The following is a 19,404-nucleotide window of genomic DNA, read 5'->3' as shown; positions in this document are numbered from 1 at the left end:
GATCCAACACCCGTAACACCAACACCTGTAACCTCAACAGATCCAACACCTGTAACTCCAACACCTGTAACCTCAACAGATCCAACACCTGTAACTCCAACAGATCCAACACCCGTAACACCAACACCTGTAACCTCAACAGATCCAACACCTGTAACTCCAACACCTGTAACCTCAACAGATCCAACACCTGTAACACCAACAGATCCAACACCCGTAACACCAACACCCGTAACACCAACACCTGTAACACCAACACCTGTAACACCAACACCCGTCACTCCAACACCTGTAACACCAACAGATCCAACACCCGTAACACCAACACCTGTAACACCAACACCTGTAACACCAACACCCGTCACTCCAACACCTGTAACACCAACACCTGTAACACCAACACCTGTAACACCAACACCCGTCACTCCAACAGATCCAACACCTGTAATCCCAACACCCGTCACTCCAACACCCGTAACACCCGTAACACCAACACCTGTAACCCCAACTGACTCTCCAAGTACATAAAAATTGCTAATGGGGGTAAACAATGCTATGCAAACACCGAAGGCAGTACGTTTTGTCATAATTTTGCGTAATTCCTGTGGAACTTAGCTGCTCCAATGCAATAGCACAGAATTATGCTCGATTAAGGGCAGAACTATACAACTGTTACTGGCCGCCAAAGCAAAAAGTGATATTCCCTACGACCAGATAGCATCTGCTAACGCTAGATTAAATCAAGGACAGGACTTACACAGCGTTTCACCGGATATCCTTCTTATATACTTCAATCACGTTCTGTGTGTAAGTTCCCAGGAACTCACTTGTTGCTAAAGAGAACATAAACTTATGACTTTTGATTACGACCTGTTTGTAATTGGTGCGGGTTCTGGAGGTTTGGCGGCTTCCAAACGAGCGGCTAGCTACGGCGCAAAAGTGGCGATCGCTGAATATGATTTAGTTGGTGGCACTTGTGTGATTCGCGGTTGCGTTCCCAAAAAACTCATGGTCTATGGCTCTCACTTTCCTGAACTGTTCATTGACGCTTCAGGCTATGGCTGGAAAGTGGGTAAGGCTGAGTTTGACTGGGAATATTTCATTACATCTATAGATAAGGAAGTTCGGCGACTGTCGCAACTACACATAAGCTTCTTGGAAAAATCCGGAGTAGAACTATTTTCTGGTCGCGCCACATTGGTAGACCCCCACACTGTAGAAGTTGATGGACGTAAGGTTACAGCAGACAAAATTTTAATTGCTGTTGGTGGGCGTCCTGTCAAGCCAGATTTACCAGGGATGGAACATGGCATTACCTCCAACGAAATTTTTCATCTAAAAGAACAACCGAAACACATCGTTATTATTGGCGCTGGTTATATAGGCACGGAATTTGCTTGTATTATGCGCGGTTTGGGTTCTGAGGTGACACAAATTACCAGAGGTGAAAAGATTTTAAATGGTTTTGATGAAGATGTCCGCATAGAAATCGAAGAGGGTATGACGAACCACGGAATTCGTTTGATTAAGAATAATGTGGTGAAAGCAATTGAACGTGTCCCAGAAGGGTTGAAACTGACTTTATCAGAGGATGACCAAGAACCACTAATTGCCGATGTATTCTTAGTAGCAACTGGTCGGACTCCCAATGTAGATGGATTAGGTTTAGAAAACGCTGGGATTGATGTTGTGGCTAGTTCTATCGAAGGGCCTGGATACCCAACCACAAATGCGATCGCAGTCAATGAATATAGTCAAACTAGTCAACCGAATATTTTTGCTGTTGGTGATGTCACCGACCGAATCAATTTGACTCCCGTGGCCATTGGCGAAGGTCGTGCCTTTGCTGATAGTGAATTTGGGGATAACCGCCGCGAATTCAGTCACGAAACTGTACCCACAGCAATATTTTCTACCCCAGAAGCCGCAACAGTCGGCTGGACAGAAGCCGAAGCACGGGAAAAACTTGGTGATGCCGTCAAAATATTTCGCACTCGGTTCCGCCCCATGTACCACAGTTTGACTGGTAAGCAAGAGAAGACAATGATGAAGTTGGTGGTTGATGGCAACACCGACAAAGTTCTAGGCGCTCACATGGTAGGTGAAAGTGCCGCTGAGATTATCCAAGGTGTAGCGATCGCAGTCAAAATGGGCGCAACTAAAAAAGACTTTGATGCCACTGTGGGTATCCATCCCTCATCCGCAGAGGAATTTGTCACAATGCGCTAATAAAACTTAGGAGTAAGGAGTTCTGAGTTATGAATTATAAGTGATGCACAAAAAATGATAAATAAAAATTTATCAACACTCAATAATTTTTAACTCCTAACTATTTACAACTTTGGACTACATATATCTTCACGGATTTGCTTCTAGCCCTAAATCTGCTAAAGCACAGGATATAGGCGATCGCTTTACCCAAATTCAGACTAAGCTGAAAATTCCCGATCTCAATGCTGGTGATTTTTCCCAATTAACAATCACTCGTCAGCTCATTCAAGTTGCCGCAGAATTCAGCAATGATTTTACACCAGTAACACTAATTGGCTCAAGTTTGGGTGGTTTGACCGCTGCCCACTTGGGACAACAAAATTTGCAAGTGCAACGCTTAGTTTTGCTAGCACCAGCTTTTGGGTTTTTATCCCATTGGGTGCCCAAGCTAGGAGATGAAGAAGTACAGCGTTGGCAGCAAGAAAAATCTATCATGGTCTACCACTACGGGGAAGAGCGATTAATTCCTTTAAGTTACGATTTCGTCATAGATGCTGCCCAATACCAAGAAAAACTTTTGCAACGTCCTATCTCGACGCTAATTTTGCACGGCAAAAAGGATGAAGTCATTCCTGTCGAAGCTAGTCGTGACTTTGCGCGAGCGCATCCTTGGGTGGAGTTAGTCGAACTAGACAGTGACCACGCCTTGGGTAATGTTATGGAAGAAATTTGGCAGGCAATTCGCCTCTTTTGCCAATTACCTTAAAGTTGTAAAATATTAGACTCACACATAAATAATGTCCTTAGTCATTTGTCCTTTGTTAGTTACTAATGACCAATACTTCGACTACGCTCAGTACAAGTGACTAATGACCAATGACTAATGACTAAAACTATGCTTCCCTTCATCCGGTCAGATTTAGCCCAATTCACCGCCTATAAACCTCATCCTAGCAGCGATACAGCCAATTCTGTCGCCACACAGTTCGATCGGCTAGATACAAATGAAAGCCCCTACGATTTACCATTTGAGTTAAAAGAGAAGCTGGCGTGGACGTATCAGCAAGTCATTGAAACAAATCGTTATCCTGATGGCGGACATGAAATACTTAAGGATGCGATTGCTGAGTACGTTAATCAGTCAGCCATCCTCTCATCATCGTTATTTACTGCTGCCAATATTTCTGTTGGTAATGGTTCAGATGAACTAATCCGCTCTTTATTAATCGCCACCTGTCTAAGAGGAGAAGGGTCAATTCTCGTTGCTAATCCCACTTTCTCAATGTACGGGATTTTGGCGCAAACTTTGGGCATCCCTGTGGTGGCGGTGGGGAGAAATGAAACAAATTTTGAAATTGACATAAGCACCGCACAATCTGCGATCGAACAAACTCAAAATCCCCCTATTCGCGTAGTTTTCGTAGTCCATCCTAATTCGCCGACTGCTAACAGCTTAACTGAGGCAGAGTTAACTTGGTTAAGAAGCTTGCCACAGCATATTTTAGTAGTAATTGATGAAGCTTACTTTGAATTCAGTCAAACTACCCTAGTAGGTGAATTAGCACAGTATCCTAATTGGGTAATCTTACGCACTTTTTCTAAAGCTTTCCGATTGGCATCTCTCCGTATAGGTTATTGCGTCGCTCATCCCGAAGCGATCGCCATTTTAGAAAAAGTTCGCTTACCCTACAATCTCCCCAGTTTTTCCATAGCAGCGGCCTTAGTTGGTTTACAAAATCGTACACTCTTGCTGGAATCAATTCCCCAGACCTTGAGTGAACGAGCTAAACTCATCGAAATTTTATCCCAGCAACCGGAACTACAAATTACTCCAAGTGCTGCTAACTTTATATACCTGCGTCTTAAACTAAATGGCTTTAATTCACAAGAAACTGCTTTAAAAACTTTCCACCAGAAACTTAGAACACTCGGCACTCTTGTACGGCACATTAGCGGAGGATTACGAATTACTGTCGGAACGATAGAAGAAAACGCCCGCACCGTTAATCGAGTAAAAGCTGCTCTGGCAAATTTGTCATCTTAGCAATTTACTCAGTAATTAAACCTACTATTTACCTCACTGCCCAAACGGCGTACTACTCCCACTGTTTGCGGCAGCACACCTACTAAAAGAGCAAAAGCAACATCCGGCAAAAGAGCCACTATTTCTGGTGGAAAGTATTGTTCAAATTGATCGAGAATCTTTTGTACTCGCTGTCCAGGCAGTGGATTTTCTGTAATTTGTTTGATCAATCGAATCCACTGTCGCCTAATCAAGTAAGCCTTCTGGCGTTCTTCATTAGATTCAGGAGTTAATAAAGAAAGATTACCTATGGGCAGTGCCCTTTGGCAATCACAATCGTAATCCCCACCCACAGCAGCCCCAGGCCCAGCAAACTCTGCATGGTAGCGTTTAAAGAGTATTAATCCATTTCGCCTCCGACTATTGACGATGAAAACTTCTCCACTGTGCAAACGTGTAAGGATATCCGAGCCTTGCGATTGCTCAGTTCCGTCTGACATGACAACAGAGTCAAGGAAAGTAGTTTCAGGGTAATAAGTTGATACCATAGAGGTCTGATAGCGTCGATGCTGTTCGCTATCCATGTTTTTTAAACTTTTAATGAATGTTGTTGTAGTATGCACTTCAAAACGGAACTAGCTGTTATATCAAATCAAGTTTTTGAATTCTTTTATTATTCAGAACCTTTCTGGTCAATCCAAGTAAAAATAGCAATATATAGGCGTTGTTTGAGTAATTGAGTGATTATATTTTATGAGATATAACTAGATTTGTCTGTAAACTATACTAGTGTTTTCTTAAAGTTTTTATAAAGATGAATATATGAATTACAAAGTTATTATGAGGAAGTAATGATTTCTTTCAACGCGATTTTGCGTATATTCCCATTATAGTCCATTCTCATCTATATCGAATGCTTTAAAAAATTTTTTAACCATAAATAAATCCCAAAAGCTAAATTTAACATTTTTTAATATTAAAAATATTTACCAAAAAGGATAATTTGTTTATAGGGACGAGGGGATCTTTGGTAAAAAGTTTAAATCAAATATTCTTTTGAAAAAAAATATCAAAAGCTTTTTACTCACTTCGTAAATTAACAAACATGTTTGAGTTTTGATTTATTAAGACTCCTATTTGATTGCGTGAAAAAACTCAGTATAACTCAAAGATCCTTCTTTATCATTAGCTCTTGCCTGCTAAATCAAATAAGTCTTGGAAATCAAAGCGGATTTATATGGATATTTAGCTAATATAGGACTTACGCATTGACAAAAAGAATCATCTATGAGGTCTAGATAATGCCATCACTGCTAAGGTTTGCAAAAATATGCTCACGTACAACTAACGTGAACATATTCCGTTGTACTTCGTACCAATTGCTAATTATTTTTTCAGACCGCATAAACTCCAATCTAATAAAAGCTTGAAGTGAACAAAATACGTGAGTCTTGATTGCATAGGTATCTCTAACCATGAACCGACAAATTCCACATACTTGTTTTATAGCTCGAGAAAAGGTTTCAATCCCCCAATGGGTATCATGAATTGTGATAAATTCATTTCTGGTTATCTCCTTGATTTTTTCCTCATCTGGAATATACAAAATATAGTGCGGAGCCGGAGACGCTCCGCCTCCGATCTAAAGTCTTCTTTCTTGAAGTCTTTCCTAAACAACTTTATAAATCCAAATTCTTTCAGATGAGTTCTTAATCCTGACTCTGGAATCACCAAAGTAGTTACCTGGCAATACTTATGCGGCTCATTGAGACAGTTCTGTTTTTTTCAATCCCGAATTATTACCCAGTTTCTGGTTTTTTAGAAATTTTAAATTTTCTACTCCTGAATACCAACTATCTCCTGTTCTAATTCTTGGCTTGACTCCCCAGCTTATTATTTCACTCACCATTTCTCTAAAATAATCGTTTTTTGTTTTCTCCTCCTTTTTGTCATATATTCTGTAATTGATTGGGACTGAATTACCATTAATATCGCTGTAATATAAAGTAATTAAATTTAAGCCAACAATAGTTTTATGGGCTTTCCCTGACCAAAAATAACTGATTAATTCGGCATTTTTTGGGTCGCTGTAAATCTTTTCTATCACTGTATCGTCTACACTTAGTATTCCTCTTACCAAATTAATGATTTTCTCTATTATCTTGAATAAATCTTTCGATTCATATCTCTTTTTCAATAAAAAGCGATTCACACTATCATGTGAAACGTCTCCCAATATTTCTGCCAAACTACTGCACCCTCCAAACTTTGGCTCTGACAGCAAAAATAAGCTGTAGAGGTCTAGATTGCATTGTCCTGTCGATGGTTTAGTAATTTCTCTAATTGTCCGATACCTGTAAAGTAGACGACCCTTATTTATGAATTCACTATTTTGTTATTCTGTCAATGCGTAAGTCCTATAATATTGGCTAAATTTATAATTAAACCCCGTTCATTTGAAAATCTAGAGTTCTTAATAAGAGTATATTATCTAGTCCTGGCTTGAGTTTTGAGCTTTCTCTGAGTCTAAATAACTATGGTTCTCAAGGTAGACGTGGTTTAGCCTAGTTTGTGTTTGATTACCGTCATAAGTTACAGATTTTATCGAATTAATTGGAGCAAAATACAAAACTTGACAATTACCAAAACAAAACTCAGATAATAGAGTCAGCACTCAGGTGCTTGTGCAATAACATCTGGCTTGAGCGTCTTAGAAGAAATGTATTCCAATTAGATTCGACTTTATGCACTCGATATCCCAGCTTGAAATAAAGCTGTCGTGCTTGATGGTTATTTTCTAAAACATGGAGATATAAGTCTTGAAATCCCCACTCGCGAGAGACTTTTTCACAGCTAGTAAGTAATCCTGAAGCCACACCATGTCTACGGTATTTTGGGTGAACCGCTAAATTAGATAAGTAAGGAAAACCTACACCAACCTGGCTCCATGAATCACTACTGTAGCGTACACCCATTTCCACACTTCCTACTAAGTTATTAGCCTCACCAGTAGTAGCTTCAAGGGCAACTAAGCAAAGATGACGGGGCGCAGGTGATGCCATTCGATGCCTTAAGTCTTCGTAAATACCCAGACGTAGCAACGGGAAAGCCCATCCCCATATACCCTTGTGGGAGTGAAAGCTTTCAGTAATAATTTGAGCAACACCAATCAAATCAGCAGGTGTAGCTGTACGAATTTGGAATTGGCAGGAAGCTGGATCGATTGGCTGTTGGTGGTATGGGTGAAAAAACCGATATTTCAAGGCTAGTTTAGTATTGATTTTATTCAACAAAAATTTTCTCAAATATCCTAAAACAAGATTTAAACTAAATCAGAACTTATAGAGTTGCCCAGGAGATTTAACTGAACCAGTATTGCTAATTCGCTTTTGCTTGTAGATTAAACAAATTTTGACACTTTAGTTTGGAGTTTTATAACCTGCATTTTTAAAAGAGTATTAGGAGTTACAACTTCATAAATCTATAACCTTAAATTCAGTATATTCATTGCATCCCTTGTTTTAGGTAGGCAGAATCTCAAACTGATTGCCACAAAAACATTTGTAAAGTGATAGAGCTTTGAGCCAGTGGGCAGAAGAATAGCATAACTTGTCTGTAAGCAGCATCTCCAAAATTGTTAAGTAAGTACACTATTGGCAAACTCTGGTTTAAGACCACCCTTGGTTACACTACTTAACTTGTTTTTTGCAGTTACCGTTACACTAATACTACTTTGCTACTAAGTCATCCAAATAGGCTGTACAGTTACTGGGACAAGAATCTGTAAGGCTCCCTAATCCCTAATCTCTAACTCCTTAAGCACTACCACTTGTCTTAATGATAGTTCTGATTGCTAAATTAGAAAGAGGTATTTGTCTAATAGTATACTTTGGCTTTAAATCTTATTGTTTTAATTTCGCTGACTCTACCATGACTACCATAAATAAAATTTACCTGCAAGTGTTATTACAACAGCTGTGGAGGGAAAACTTAATATGCAGCTTTATCTGGATTTTTCAGCTGGCTATGAGCGCTGTATGTATTATCAGACATTGCTCACAGGAGGTGAAAAAGGATTTGGCAAGCAAGCGTCGACTCTGTAACACTAAAACTGACAATGAAAGCAATTACACTGCACCAACGCAAACGGTAATCGGCACAAGCAATTGAGACGAATTACTGTGAGTAAACGCTCCTACACTCAGCAGTCATGTAGCCAAGCAGCCCTATTGGTCGAAATGCTCTGCTCTTACCTGACTCAGAAAAATCCTTACCTGATCAGATTATTCTTTATCCGACTGCCGTTGCAGCAGGAAAGCGGTGCATGAAATCCCAAGCAAACAGTAAGCCTAAAATTTTGGTTGTCGATGATGAACCAGACAACCTTGACTTGCTTTACCGCACTTTCTATCGTGATTATAAGGTGCTAAGGGCAACCTCTGGCCCTGCGGCCCTCGATCTGCTGGCTCAAGAGGGAGAGATCGCGGTGATCATCTCCGATCAGCGGATGCCGATGATGAGCGGTACAGAATTTTTGAGCCTAACAGCAACCCAATATCCAGATATTATCCGGATTATTTTAACTGGCTACACCGATGTCGAAGACTTGGTGGAAGCAATTAACGCTGGTAAGGTATTTAAATATGTCACTAAACCGTGGGAAGCGGAGGAACTAAAAGCAGTGGTACGCCAAGCTTTGGACACCCACAATGTCCTCAAAGCTAGAACCCGCGAACTTACCCGCACACTCCGTCAAGAATCGCTGCTGAATACCGTTACCAATACGATTCGCAGTGCTTTAGACTACAGACAAATTTTGCAAGCAATTGTAGACACAGTGGGTCACATGTTGGAAGTGGATGTTTGTCTGCTACGTCCCTTCCAAGATGAGCAGTTGGCGGATAAAGGGTTTATCTATCAGAAGCCTCTTTCTGAAGAAACAGAGGTGCAGGAGATCGGAGCAGAAGTAGGAGTAAGTCTTTCCTCTGTGCCCGCTATATCCTCTGCAACTCCTCTGCCTCTTTTGGCTCAGACAGTGTGGGAAACCCGCGAAGTTCAAGTGATTCACGATGTGATTGATGATGAGCGCATTCACGGTAACACTCCCGAACTGCGTGAGCGGGGGCAAGCTTTTGCTGCTGCTAACATTTGTTCTAGTTTAGTTGTGCCATTGATCTGCCAACAAGAACTGATGGCAGTGCTAGCACTCCATCAGTGTTCTGTTCCTCGCTTCTGGGGTGAGGATGAGGTGCAGTTAGTGTTGATGGTAGCGGATCAGGCAGCCTTAGCTTTGTCTCAAGCTTATGCTTACGAACAAGTACGTGCTCTTGCCAAGCGGGAGAGCTTGATTAACACGATTACTAGTGCAATTCGCTCTAGCTTAGATCCTCAAGACATCTTTGCGGCAATTACCCAACAATTGGGACAAGCTTTACAAGTTGATGGCTGCGTGTTGTCTTTGTGGACAGAGGAAGATGAGTTTGTTGAGTGTGTGGGTTTGTATGACAGTTTTCAACATCTAGAAAATTTAAGAGCGCCAGCCCCAGACAATAATTCAAGTAGCAATCATCACCTACCAAACCAGAGATTACCCTATTCTCAGGCATCTATACAGGAGAATCCCATCCTCCAACAAATGCTACAGACACATGAACCTGTGGTAATTGGTAATGTGAGCCATTCTCCCTCAGATGTGCGGGGTTTTGATTTGCCTTTAAAAATGCCAGCGCGATCGCTAATGTTTGTACCATTATTAGCTGATGGTAAATGCATCGGTAGTATTACGTTGCATGAAGGTAAAAAAGTTCGCCAATGGTTGCCATCTGATATTGATTTGGCGAAAGCAGTGGCAGCGCAAGCCGCGATCGCTGTGCAGCAGTCACACTTATATCAAAAAACTCGCCAACAAGCTGAACGCTTACTGGAATTAGACAAACAAAAAACTGAATTTTTTCAAAATATTTCCCATGAGTTTCGCACACCGATTACCTTGATTCAAGGGCCTTTAGAGTCGGCAGTAGCGGCTGGTGAAGGATTATCTTACTCTCAAAGTGCGATCGCCCTACGTAACTCCCGTCGCCTGCTGCGACTGGTAAATCAACTCCTGGATTTACAACGCCTGAATGCCGGGAGAATGCAGCCTAGCTTCCATCCTTGTGATTTAGTCGAATTTGTCAGCCAAATAGTAGAATCTTTTCGTCCCTACTGCGAGAAAAAGAGACTGCATCTCGTCACCCAGCTAGATGAATGTTCGACGGTGTACTTGGACATGGAAAAATTTGACAAGGTGGTTTATAACCTCTTGTCAAATGCCATGAAGTTTACTCCCGAAGGTGGCACGATCGGTGTCAGACTAAAATCTGAGCGCGATCGCTGCATATTACAAGTGCAAGATACTGGAATTGGTATTGTTAAAGAACAAATTCCCCACCTATTTGAGCGCTTTCGCCAAGCTGAAGGTTCAGCAAACCGCTCCTATGAAGGCAGTGGTTTGGGTTTAGCTTTAGTTAAAGAATTAGTAGAATTACATGGTGGTCAAGTTACTGTGGAATCAGTTTATGGTGAAGGTACTACTTTTAGTTTATGGCTGGTGACTGGAAATGCTCATTTACCTGCACAGCAAGTACTAGAAACGCCTACCGAACTGAATACAAGCCGCGCTAGCGTAGAATTAGCTGATTTAGAACTAGTAGAGTCAACAACAGACAATATTGAAGATATTACAATAAACCTCTCCCCCAGTGTTGATACTCAAGACTCAGCACATAAGACTCAGCACTCAATTTTAGTTGTAGATGACAACCCCGATTTGCGAACCTATGTATCTGAAATTTTCCGCCGTAATGGCTATCATGTACAGACAGCTCGTAATGGTCATGAAGGGCACAGTAGAGCTAAGGAAATTCTACCCAGCTTGATTGTGACTGACTTAATGATGCCGTTAGTGAGCGGACTAGAGATGATTCAGATGATCCGCAATGAGGAGACATTGAAAGGAACACCAATCATTCTGTTGACAGCGAAAGTAGATGAAGAAACCCGCATCGAAGGTACAGAACATGGTGCGGACGCTTATTTAGCAAAACCATTCAACGATCGGGAACTTTTGGCAGAAGTTCGGAATCTTTTAGCATTGAAAGAAAATGAACGGCGAATTGTGGAGTTAAACACTTATCTAACAGAATCGGTGCTAAAGCGCTTTTTGCCTGCTGTATTGGTGCAAAAAGCCGCAACCGGAGATTTAACGTTAGATTTACGCCCAGAACCACGCTTAATTACAGTTTTGTTTAGCGACATTGTGGGTTTTACACAGCTAGCAAATACTCTCAGATCCCGACGAGTTGCAGAGTTGCTAAATGAATATTTAGAAGCCATGACCAAAGTTGTCTTTAGCAATGGCGGCACTGTAGATAAATTTATGGGAGATGCTATTTTAGCTTTATATGGAGCGCCGGAAGAACTAACCCCTAATGAACAAGTGCGTCGTGCCATTAATACAGCAAGAGCAATGCACCGCTCACTGGCTGACTTAAACCAGCGCTGGCGAGAGCAAGGTGTATTCGATAGCGACAAACTTACTAGCGTACAGTTCCGGTGCGGTATTCACCAAGGTACTGCTGTTGTGGGGATGTTTGGTAGCGCTGAACGCGCCGATTATACTGCTATTGGCCCAAGTGTGAATATTGCCGCAAGGTTGCAAGCTGCTGCTGTTCCCGGTACAATCCTGGTTTCTGCTGCCGTAGCAGATTATTTGCAGGAAGGAGAAATTACTAAAGGGAGTCCGCTAGAACTTAAAGGAGTAGATGAAACAGTTTTGACTTTCGCTGTTTCACCAGAGGTAATGGTTAATCGCTAAAATTTAGACTGGTATTTTAAAGCATTACCAATGAGTAAAAGTGCATAATCATATCCAGTTTATATAATATGACACCATCGGTTGCAGACAAAACTCCAATTCCAGCCAAGGTCTGGAGACGACACACCGATCCACCAGGTTTGTGGATTTTTGTCGTTGTCAGTTCAGTCTCTCTGCACTTGCTGGTGTTCTGGCTGATGCGCTCATCTAATGCATTTAGTCTGTGGTTTCCCCAGCAAAATCAATCTGCTGTTCCCGTTGAATTGATAGACATTGCTCCTAAAACAAAATCAATAATCAAATCAAAATCAACAGCCAAAATAATTTCGTCAAAGCCACCATCCTCTATTCAAAAGTCTGTACCAGCACGTTCATCACAAACAGCACGAACTACGCCTATAAATCAAGATTTTGGTGCAATAAATTCCCCTAAGAATCTCCAGAAAAAGAGCCCAATTTACGCCTCTCAACCTAATAGCGAACCTTATAGACAGCAGATAGTCCCCACGCCAATACCGAAACCTATAGCTAAAGCGACACCGAAACCGACACCGACATCGACACCTAAAGCCACGCCGAAACCTATAGCTAAAGTCACACCGACACCTACAGTTCCAGTCGGTAATTTACCTTGGAACCGTCGTCAAGAAATAAAACTGGGAAAGGGAACGCAACTACCAACAGGTATTCCATCAAATCGACCAATTTCAGAACCTGAAGATAGAGGAACTCCAGCGACTTCCAATAGAGAAACTCGACCAGTTTCCGAACCTGAAAATAGAGAAACTCCAGCGACTTCGACTAGAGAAACCTCACCGACTTCGACTAGAGAAACTCCAGCAACTTCGACTCGAGGAGCATCGGTAGCAATAGTAGCTCCCTTATCTAGAGATGAAGTGATTAGCTTGATACAATCAAAAGGATTCCGACAAGATGCTTTACCCGATGTTATCGCTTTATACAGGGGAAGCAACACAAAACAATTAGACCCAAGTTTTCTTGTCCAGAATTCGGAACTTGAGCCAGCACAACTCTTGGCTAGCTTGATAATTGATCAGAATGGCAACTTTCAACAGGCTGTAGTTCTAGAAATAGAACCAGCAAAACTGCAAAGTGAAAAAAGTACATACGAGCAAGTCCTGAGCGAAGTTTTCAAAACAGAAAACTTTCTTGCTGCCCACAATAACGATGGTAAAAAACCAGAATTGAGCAATTTGTATGTGAGGATCAAAATGCAACCCGCAAATTCCAACTAAATGCTTGAATTTTTACAGAAGCTGTGTTAGGCTTATAGGGTTGGAAATTTGCGGGCGTAGTTTAGTGGTAAAACTATAGCCTTCCAAGCTATTAATGCGGGTTCGATTCCCGCCGCCCGCTTAGAAAAAACTCTTAAATATACGAGTGCAAAAACCTAAGCCTAAATCTTAGTAAAATAATTATTTAAACAGCAATTCACAATTTTTTGCAGCGTGCAGAAATAGCTTGAAACTGAGAGTAGCCAAATTTAAGATATGATCAGGAATAAGCAACACTTTCTTCAACAACATCCGCACTCTGGCTACCCTTTATTGTTTGATAGTTGACAGGACTCTGAAAAACGCCTAATAAGTTTTGATTTTTTGAATTTAGAATTGCTACTAATTGAGATTTTCTAGACGAATGCGTGGATCGGCTGCTTTGAGCATCAAGTCGGCGATTAAATTGCCAACAATCAGCAGTACTGCACCCATTATCAAGCTTGCCATTAATAAATATAAATCTTGAGCTTGTAAAGCTTGTAAAGCCAATCTCCCTAAACCTGGCCAGTTGAAGAAAAATTCGGCGATGAAGGCACCATTTAATAAACCAGCTAATTCAAAACCTAATAAAGTAATTAAGGGATTTATAGCGTTGCGGAGTGCATGAACGTAGATGACGCGGTTTTCTGGCAAACCTTTGGCACGAGCGGTTTGGATGTAATCTTGACGCAGCACATCTAATAATTCGCCGCGAGTGATGCGTTGCAAACCAGCAAAACTAGTAATTGAGAGTGCGATGGTGGGTAAAATCATGTGCCAGCCGATATCTAAGATTCTGCCAAACCACGACAGTTCTGAGTGATTGATGCTAGTCATGCTACCCACTGGGAAAAATGGCGAGGTGATTTGGGCTAAAACCAGCAGCGCTAAGGCAGTGATGAAACTAGGAAAGCCTTGTCCTGCGTAACTAATCACCTGTAAAATCCGGTCTGCTGGCTTATTTTGTTTAACGGCGGCAAAGATCCCTAGAGGGATAGCGATCGCCCATGTGACAATTAGAGATGCGATCGCTAATAGCAAAGTCGCTGGTACTCGTTCCCACAACAGCGATGCCACTGAACGTTGATAAATAAAACTCGTGCCAAAATCCCCTTTGGTCAAGATTCGCCATAGCCACAGTCCAAATTGCTCTGGCCAAGACTTATCTAGACCAAACTGCCGTTTGATTTCCTCAATTCTTTCTGGGGATATCTTCGGATTTTGCCGCAGCGTATCTACATAATCACCCGGAGCGAGTTGAATGATGAAAAACGACAACGCTGACGCCAACAACAAAGTTAGCAGTGCCTGCAATAGTCGCTTTGCCACATAAACAAAAGTTTCGCTCGTGACTAGCCCGATTAGCCAATCCCGACCTGTTTCCAAGGGAATTTTCGTAGCTGTCATTTATATTTTGTCCTTTGTCATTTATATTTTGTCCTTCGTCCTTTGTCCTTCGTCATTTGCCAATTGTTTTTCTATTGACCAATACTTCTCTACGAGAGGCTGCGCCAACGACTACGCTCAGTACAAGTGACTAATGACTAATATTCAATTAAAGAGATAATCGGCACGTCCGGTAAATGTGTACGCCCTTGTAAATCCCGTAGCTCGATAATAAACCCAAATCCTACTAGTTCGCAGCCAATTTTCTGCACCAATTTAGCTGTGGCACTCGCTGTTCCACCTGTGGCAATCAAATCGTCCACAATCAAAACTCGGCTACCTTGATGTAAAGCGTCTTGATGCACTTCTAGGCAATCTGTACCATACTCTAGTTCATATTCAATTGAGTGAACGGCTGCTGGTAACTTTCCTTTTTTGCGGATGGGAATAAAACCAGCTCCTAATTTATAAGCCAGAGGTGAACCAAAAATGAATCCTCTCGACTCCATACCAATGACATAATCAGCTGTTATTTCAGCTTCATTGCATTTTTGTGTTAAAAAGTCAATAGTATAGCGCAGTCCCTCTGGATCGCGCAGTAACGTAGTAATATCCCGAAATAAAATTCCGGGTTTCGGAAAATCTGGAATGTCACGAACGAGAGACTTTAAATCCATAAAATGGGGAATAAAGGAGTAGGGAATGGGGAATGGGGCATGGGGAATGAGGTAAAAAAAATTAATAAGCAATGCCCAATGCCTAATGCTCAATACTTCTCTACGAGAGGCTGCACTTCGACTACGCTCAGTGACCACGCCAACGACTACTCTTTGAGACGCACTCGCGTTCGCGGTAGTTGAATCTCGACTTCGCTCGATTACCGCGCAGCGATGCACTGAGCGCAGTCGTTGTGTCGAAACTCAGTACAAGTGCCCAATTTCAGATACCTGAAAAATCGTACACTATAATGTCATACGCTGGGGGTCAAGTGAGGATAAAGGCTAAAGCTTCGCTCTTCATTGACGATAATTAGAATCTAAACCAAGCTATAAAAGGTATTTCACTAATAAATGAGGTGAATTTAGTTATGTTTTAAAATTTTGATTTCAATATAGGGAAAACTTTGAGTAGAAAGAGTTAAGTAATGTATATATCAGGTAGTCATGCTACTGGCTACCGATCTTAAATTTGTTTTATCTAGTCTGTTGGAACCGCACAAGGTATTTATAGAATGAATGTTTCAGCAAGTTTAACGCCGTTCAACAGTTCAACCCAAGACTCGCTGCCGATGATTTTGGATACTTTACCAGATCCTGCGATCGCTTCCAAAACGTGTCCTCGGAGAACTAGGCTGCAAATTGACCTGATTTTACTGGCAATTGAAGCTTTAGAACTTGGTGGTTCGGAAGCAATCCTGGCTTTTGCTCAAGAGTTGGATCTTAAAGGAATTGTTAAAGACAGAGTAAATTTATGGCGGATGCGTAGCTCTAACCCGCTACGAAGAGCGCACATGCGCCGTCCCTTAACTATTATGGAAGCAAAAGCTTTGGTGGTCATTGCTTGCTACATAGCACGGCGTTTAACTGTTGTCATCCGCCAGTTATTAATGATATGTCAACAAATGGAAGAAAAACAGATTCCATTAGAACAGAATTTGCGGCTATCTAATTATTTAGAGCGGTTTAGAGCGCATTTTAAAAGCCGGATGAATGCTCGACGTTCTGGTGTACTAGCATTAACCTCTGATGAAAAATTAGATGCGCTAGCAATAAATTTGTTAGGACAATTACTATTTTGTACTGGTACTGCTGGAATGCAGCGGTTCTGGATTAGTCTTTTTGACGGTGAAGTGGAATGAATATTCAACGTAAGTACAGTCTACCTAATTGTACTCTTCTTTTAGAAGGGTTAAGTGATGTCACTAGGGCTGCACAGTTCCAGGAAATGCGCCCAGAATTATCAATATTGGTAAATGCAGAATGCTATTTATCTGGTTACAATCAACCCCTAACCGGAGGGCGAGAATTTTTTGAAAGTTTGGTGAGGGCTGTTAGTGGTTACGCCCAAGAATTTCTAAGTACTGTACCCAATCCGCAAGCACACAACCAGGAATCGGAGCTAGTAGAGTTTCAAAAAATTGACGGCAACCGCCACAGGTTAATCATACATTCAGAGAATGCTCCAGAGGGGTTCGAGTCTCACTCTAATAATTCTAAACGTCCGCCTATTGAAATAGATTTGAATACGGTGCAGTTGTTTGATTTGGTAGAAGCAGTGGATCAGTTTTTTGCTGATACCCAGACTTTACCAGAATTATCTCTAGAGCTACAACCAGTTACTAGACGCTATGGCGGTGCTAGTCAGGCTGTAATTAGGCAAGCTGTTCCTGCGGCTGTGGGAGTATCGAGTTTAGCAGTAGCAGCGATCGCATTTAACTTGATTCCACCTCCCCAAATTCGTCCACCGCAGCCTAAGCCAGATGAGCAAACTAACTCTACAACAAAGAGCCTAAATCCTCCAGCATCAGCAGCTGCAACACCCATCGAGGCTGCAACACCTACAACACAACCCACAGCTAATGAAAAGCCAGTAGTTAAAGATTTAGAAGCACTTTTAAATACAGTTCCAGAAATTACCGATCCATCCCAGCTGCGTGCATTGAATCGTCAAGTGTATAATCAAGTTCATCCAGCTTGGACTAAGCGTTCAGGATTGCAACAGGATTTGATCTATCGTTTGGGTGTAGCTGCGGATGGAGCGATCGTTGGTTATAAAGCGGTGAATAAAGAGGCCAATCAAGGAGTCGGGCAAACTCCTCTACCTAACCTACTTTACAATCCTGCTAATCGCGCTCCCATTTCTAATGAACCGATAGCCCAATTCCGAATAGTGTTTACTACAAATGGTGTACTGCAAGTTAGCCCTTGGCGAGGATATGCTAAGACACCAGAGGTAGTCGGTGCAAAAATTACTGACTCTAATATCACTAAAGGTTTAAATAAAAAACTTTATAATACAGTTCGTCAAACCTGGAGTGGCACCCCCACCTTTACGCGAGATTTGAAATATCGGGTAGCAGTCAACAAAGATGGTGTAATTGCTGACTATGAACCACTCAATCAAGTAGCCTTTGATTATTTCCGAGAAACACCTCTTCCTAAGATGTTTAACGCCATCTATGGTTCTAATGTAGCTGCTCCCAATGACAAAGAACCTCTAGCTCACTTCCAAGTTATATTCAAGCCTAACGGCAAGCTCGAAGTCACTCCTTGGAAGGGATATCAATAATTGGGCATGGGGTATGGGGCAAGAGAATTAACTTGCTATTCCCTGTGCCCTACTCTGAGCAATAACATACCTGACAATTTAATTTTCTACCTATCTCTGTAAGTTTGCGATAATATGGCGCTAACCTGAGAAATTTAGATTTATGACTAGGATTTTGCCCTTTTAAAGTGGATATACAATGCTTTTGACCCATTTGCCCCTTGCCCCCATAAATAGAATTTAGGGGCTTCTACGGCGCCAGAAATTTGGTGAAGTTTAAATTTCCAAAGTAATGAATGCAGGGGAAATAAAGGTATTAAATATAGATACACAACCTCATTCCTAACGTATTAAATCAGCACGGGGTTTAAAGGTTTCAATTTGCCGTAACTTTTCGTAAAGCTCCCGTTCTTCTTGACTAATATTTTTCGGTGTAACTATTTGAATTTCTACTAATTGATCGCCACGTTTACCGTCATCGTTAGGATAACCTTTATTACCTAGTCGAAATTTTTGACCAGACCTAACGCCGGGAGGGGTGGTCATTTTCACAGGGCCATCAAGAGTAGGTGCTTCTACCTGTCCTCCTAAAACTGCCTCGCTGGGGGTAACAGGGACTTGGCAGACGATATTTAAACCTTCTAATTTAAATAATGGATGAGGTTCAACGGTAATTTTTAAGTATAGATCGCCACCACCAACGCCTTGGTTCCGCAAACGGATGGTTTGACCTGTTACCATCCCTGGAGGCATATTAACTTCTAGCGATCGCCCATCTTCTAAACGAATCCGTTCATTACCACCTTGATAGGCTTTTTCTAGTGGAAGCGTTAATCTGGCTTCTATATCTCGACGGGTTGTGCGAGGTGGAGTGTTAACTGTGTAGGCAACTTTTGTTCTGGGGGAACGAAACGGATCGCTATTATTGCCATTACTGGAGTTATTTGCTGCACTCTTATTTTTAACGCCAATAACTTGATTAATAAAGCTTTCAAAGTCGGAGAATTGGCTAGGATCTACGTCTTGGTTGCCGTTGCGATCGCTAGCGCTACTTTGCCAAGTTTTAGCCTTTGGCGTTTGTTTGTTGCCTGCAAAGCCTTTTTGCTTCCAGTAGCGGCTAAACTGGTCGTACTGCGATCGTTTGGCTAGATCGGAAAGAACTTCATAAGCCTCGCCGATATCCTTAAATTTTTCCTCAGATTCTTTGTTACCCGGATTTAGATCGGGGTGATATTGCCTTGCTAACCGCCGATAAACCTTTTTAATTTCCTCAGCAGAGGCATCTTTAGATACTCCTAAAATCTCATAGTAATCGCGAAAGTTCGGCAAATTTTGCATAGTTCAGTTATTTAAATTTTAGATTTTAGATTAATTAAGAGTTATGA

Annotated in this window: 13 protein-coding genes, 1 tRNA gene and 1 pseudogene; 8 read left to right on the top strand and 7 right to left on the bottom strand. The window is 41.6% G+C overall.

Annotation, left to right across the window (positions count from 1 at the left end; all coding sequences use genetic code 11):
• The coding region (locus V7K53_RS15445; RefSeq protein ID WP_335198385.1) for a hypothetical protein at positions 1-587 on the bottom strand (587 nt) is incomplete at its 3' end.
• Between the two features lie 265 nt (positions 588-852).
• Between V7K53_RS15445 and gor the strand changes: the two genes are divergently transcribed.
• From gor to V7K53_RS15430, 3 genes are all read left to right on the top strand, one after another.
• Positions 853-2,229, top strand: a complete 1,377-nt coding sequence (gor, locus tag V7K53_RS15440) for a glutathione-disulfide reductase (RefSeq protein WP_335198384.1) — start codon at positions 853-855, stop codon at positions 2,227-2,229.
• A 112-nt stretch (positions 2,230-2,341) separates the two neighbouring features.
• Positions 2,342-2,977 (top strand): YqiA/YcfP family alpha/beta fold hydrolase, encoded by a 636-nt coding sequence (locus tag V7K53_RS15435; protein WP_335198383.1) that lies wholly within the window; start codon positions 2,342-2,344, stop codon positions 2,975-2,977.
• Between the two features lie 129 nt (positions 2,978-3,106).
• A complete protein-coding gene (locus V7K53_RS15430; RefSeq protein WP_335198389.1) occupies positions 3,107-4,255 on the top strand; it encodes a histidinol-phosphate transaminase in 1,149 nt (382 codons plus the stop codon).
• Positions 4,256-4,263: 8 nt separating this feature from the next.
• Here V7K53_RS15430 and V7K53_RS15425 read toward each other — a convergent pair whose 3' ends face one another.
• The 3 genes and pseudogenes from V7K53_RS15425 to V7K53_RS15415 all read right to left on the bottom strand — a co-directional run bounded on the left by V7K53_RS15425 (position 4,264) and on the right by V7K53_RS15415 (position 7,527).
• Positions 4,264-4,818 (bottom strand): hypothetical protein, encoded by a 555-nt coding sequence (locus tag V7K53_RS15425; RefSeq protein ID WP_194043947.1) that lies wholly within the window; start codon positions 4,816-4,818, stop codon positions 4,264-4,266.
• Between the two features lie 710 nt (positions 4,819-5,528).
• A pseudogene (locus V7K53_RS15420) lies at positions 5,529-6,578 on the bottom strand (IS701 family transposase).
• Between the two features lie 310 nt (positions 6,579-6,888).
• A complete protein-coding gene (locus V7K53_RS15415) occupies positions 6,889-7,527 on the bottom strand; it encodes a GNAT family N-acetyltransferase (protein WP_334900201.1) in 639 nt (212 codons plus the stop codon).
• A gap of 1,031 nt (positions 7,528-8,558) precedes the next feature.
• Between V7K53_RS15415 and V7K53_RS15410 the strand changes: the two genes are divergently transcribed.
• The 3 genes from V7K53_RS15410 (at position 8,559) to V7K53_RS15400 (ending at position 13,466) form a co-directional block, all read left to right on the top strand.
• Complete coding sequence (locus V7K53_RS15410) at positions 8,559-12,089, top strand: response regulator (RefSeq protein ID WP_335198382.1); 3,531 nt, start codon at positions 8,559-8,561, stop codon at positions 12,087-12,089.
• A gap of 68 nt (positions 12,090-12,157) precedes the next feature.
• Positions 12,158-13,345: a hypothetical protein gene (locus V7K53_RS15405; protein ID WP_335198381.1), complete on the top strand. Its 1,188-nt coding sequence runs from the start codon at positions 12,158-12,160 to the stop codon at positions 13,343-13,345.
• Positions 13,346-13,395: 50 nt separating this feature from the next.
• Positions 13,396-13,466, top strand: a tRNA-Gly gene (locus V7K53_RS15400).
• Positions 13,467-13,726: 260 nt separating this feature from the next.
• On the opposite strand, the gene V7K53_RS15395 is transcribed toward V7K53_RS15400, so the two are convergent.
• On the bottom strand, positions 13,727-14,773 hold the full coding sequence (locus V7K53_RS15395) for an ABC transporter permease (protein WP_335198380.1): 1,047 nt from the start codon (positions 14,771-14,773) through the stop codon (positions 13,727-13,729).
• 137 nt (positions 14,774-14,910) lie between these two features.
• Positions 14,911-15,429 (bottom strand): adenine phosphoribosyltransferase, encoded by a 519-nt coding sequence (locus V7K53_RS15390; protein WP_335198388.1) that lies wholly within the window; start codon positions 15,427-15,429, stop codon positions 14,911-14,913.
• A gap of 554 nt (positions 15,430-15,983) precedes the next feature.
• Between V7K53_RS15390 and V7K53_RS15385 the strand changes: the two genes are divergently transcribed.
• On the top strand, positions 15,984-16,610 hold the full coding sequence (locus V7K53_RS15385; RefSeq protein ID WP_292738464.1) for a DUF3038 domain-containing protein: 627 nt from the start codon (positions 15,984-15,986) through the stop codon (positions 16,608-16,610).
• Positions 16,607-18,040 (top strand): DUF4335 domain-containing protein, encoded by a 1,434-nt coding sequence (locus V7K53_RS15380; protein ID WP_335198379.1) that lies wholly within the window; start codon positions 16,607-16,609, stop codon positions 18,038-18,040. The genes V7K53_RS15385 and V7K53_RS15380 overlap by 4 nt, the downstream gene beginning before the upstream one ends.
• A gap of 321 nt (positions 18,041-18,361) precedes the next feature.
• Here V7K53_RS15380 and V7K53_RS15375 read toward each other — a convergent pair whose 3' ends face one another.
• Positions 18,362-19,357: a J domain-containing protein gene (locus V7K53_RS15375; RefSeq protein ID WP_335198378.1), complete on the bottom strand. Its 996-nt coding sequence runs from the start codon at positions 19,355-19,357 to the stop codon at positions 18,362-18,364.
• Between the last annotated feature and the right edge of the window lie 47 nt (positions 19,358-19,404).

Origin of the sequence: Nostoc sp. (genome assembly GCF_036917355.1) — a bacterium.
Classification (GTDB): Bacteria; Cyanobacteriota; Cyanobacteriia; order Cyanobacteriales; family Nostocaceae; genus Nostoc.
This window is presented reverse-complemented; position numbering and strand designations above follow the sequence as displayed.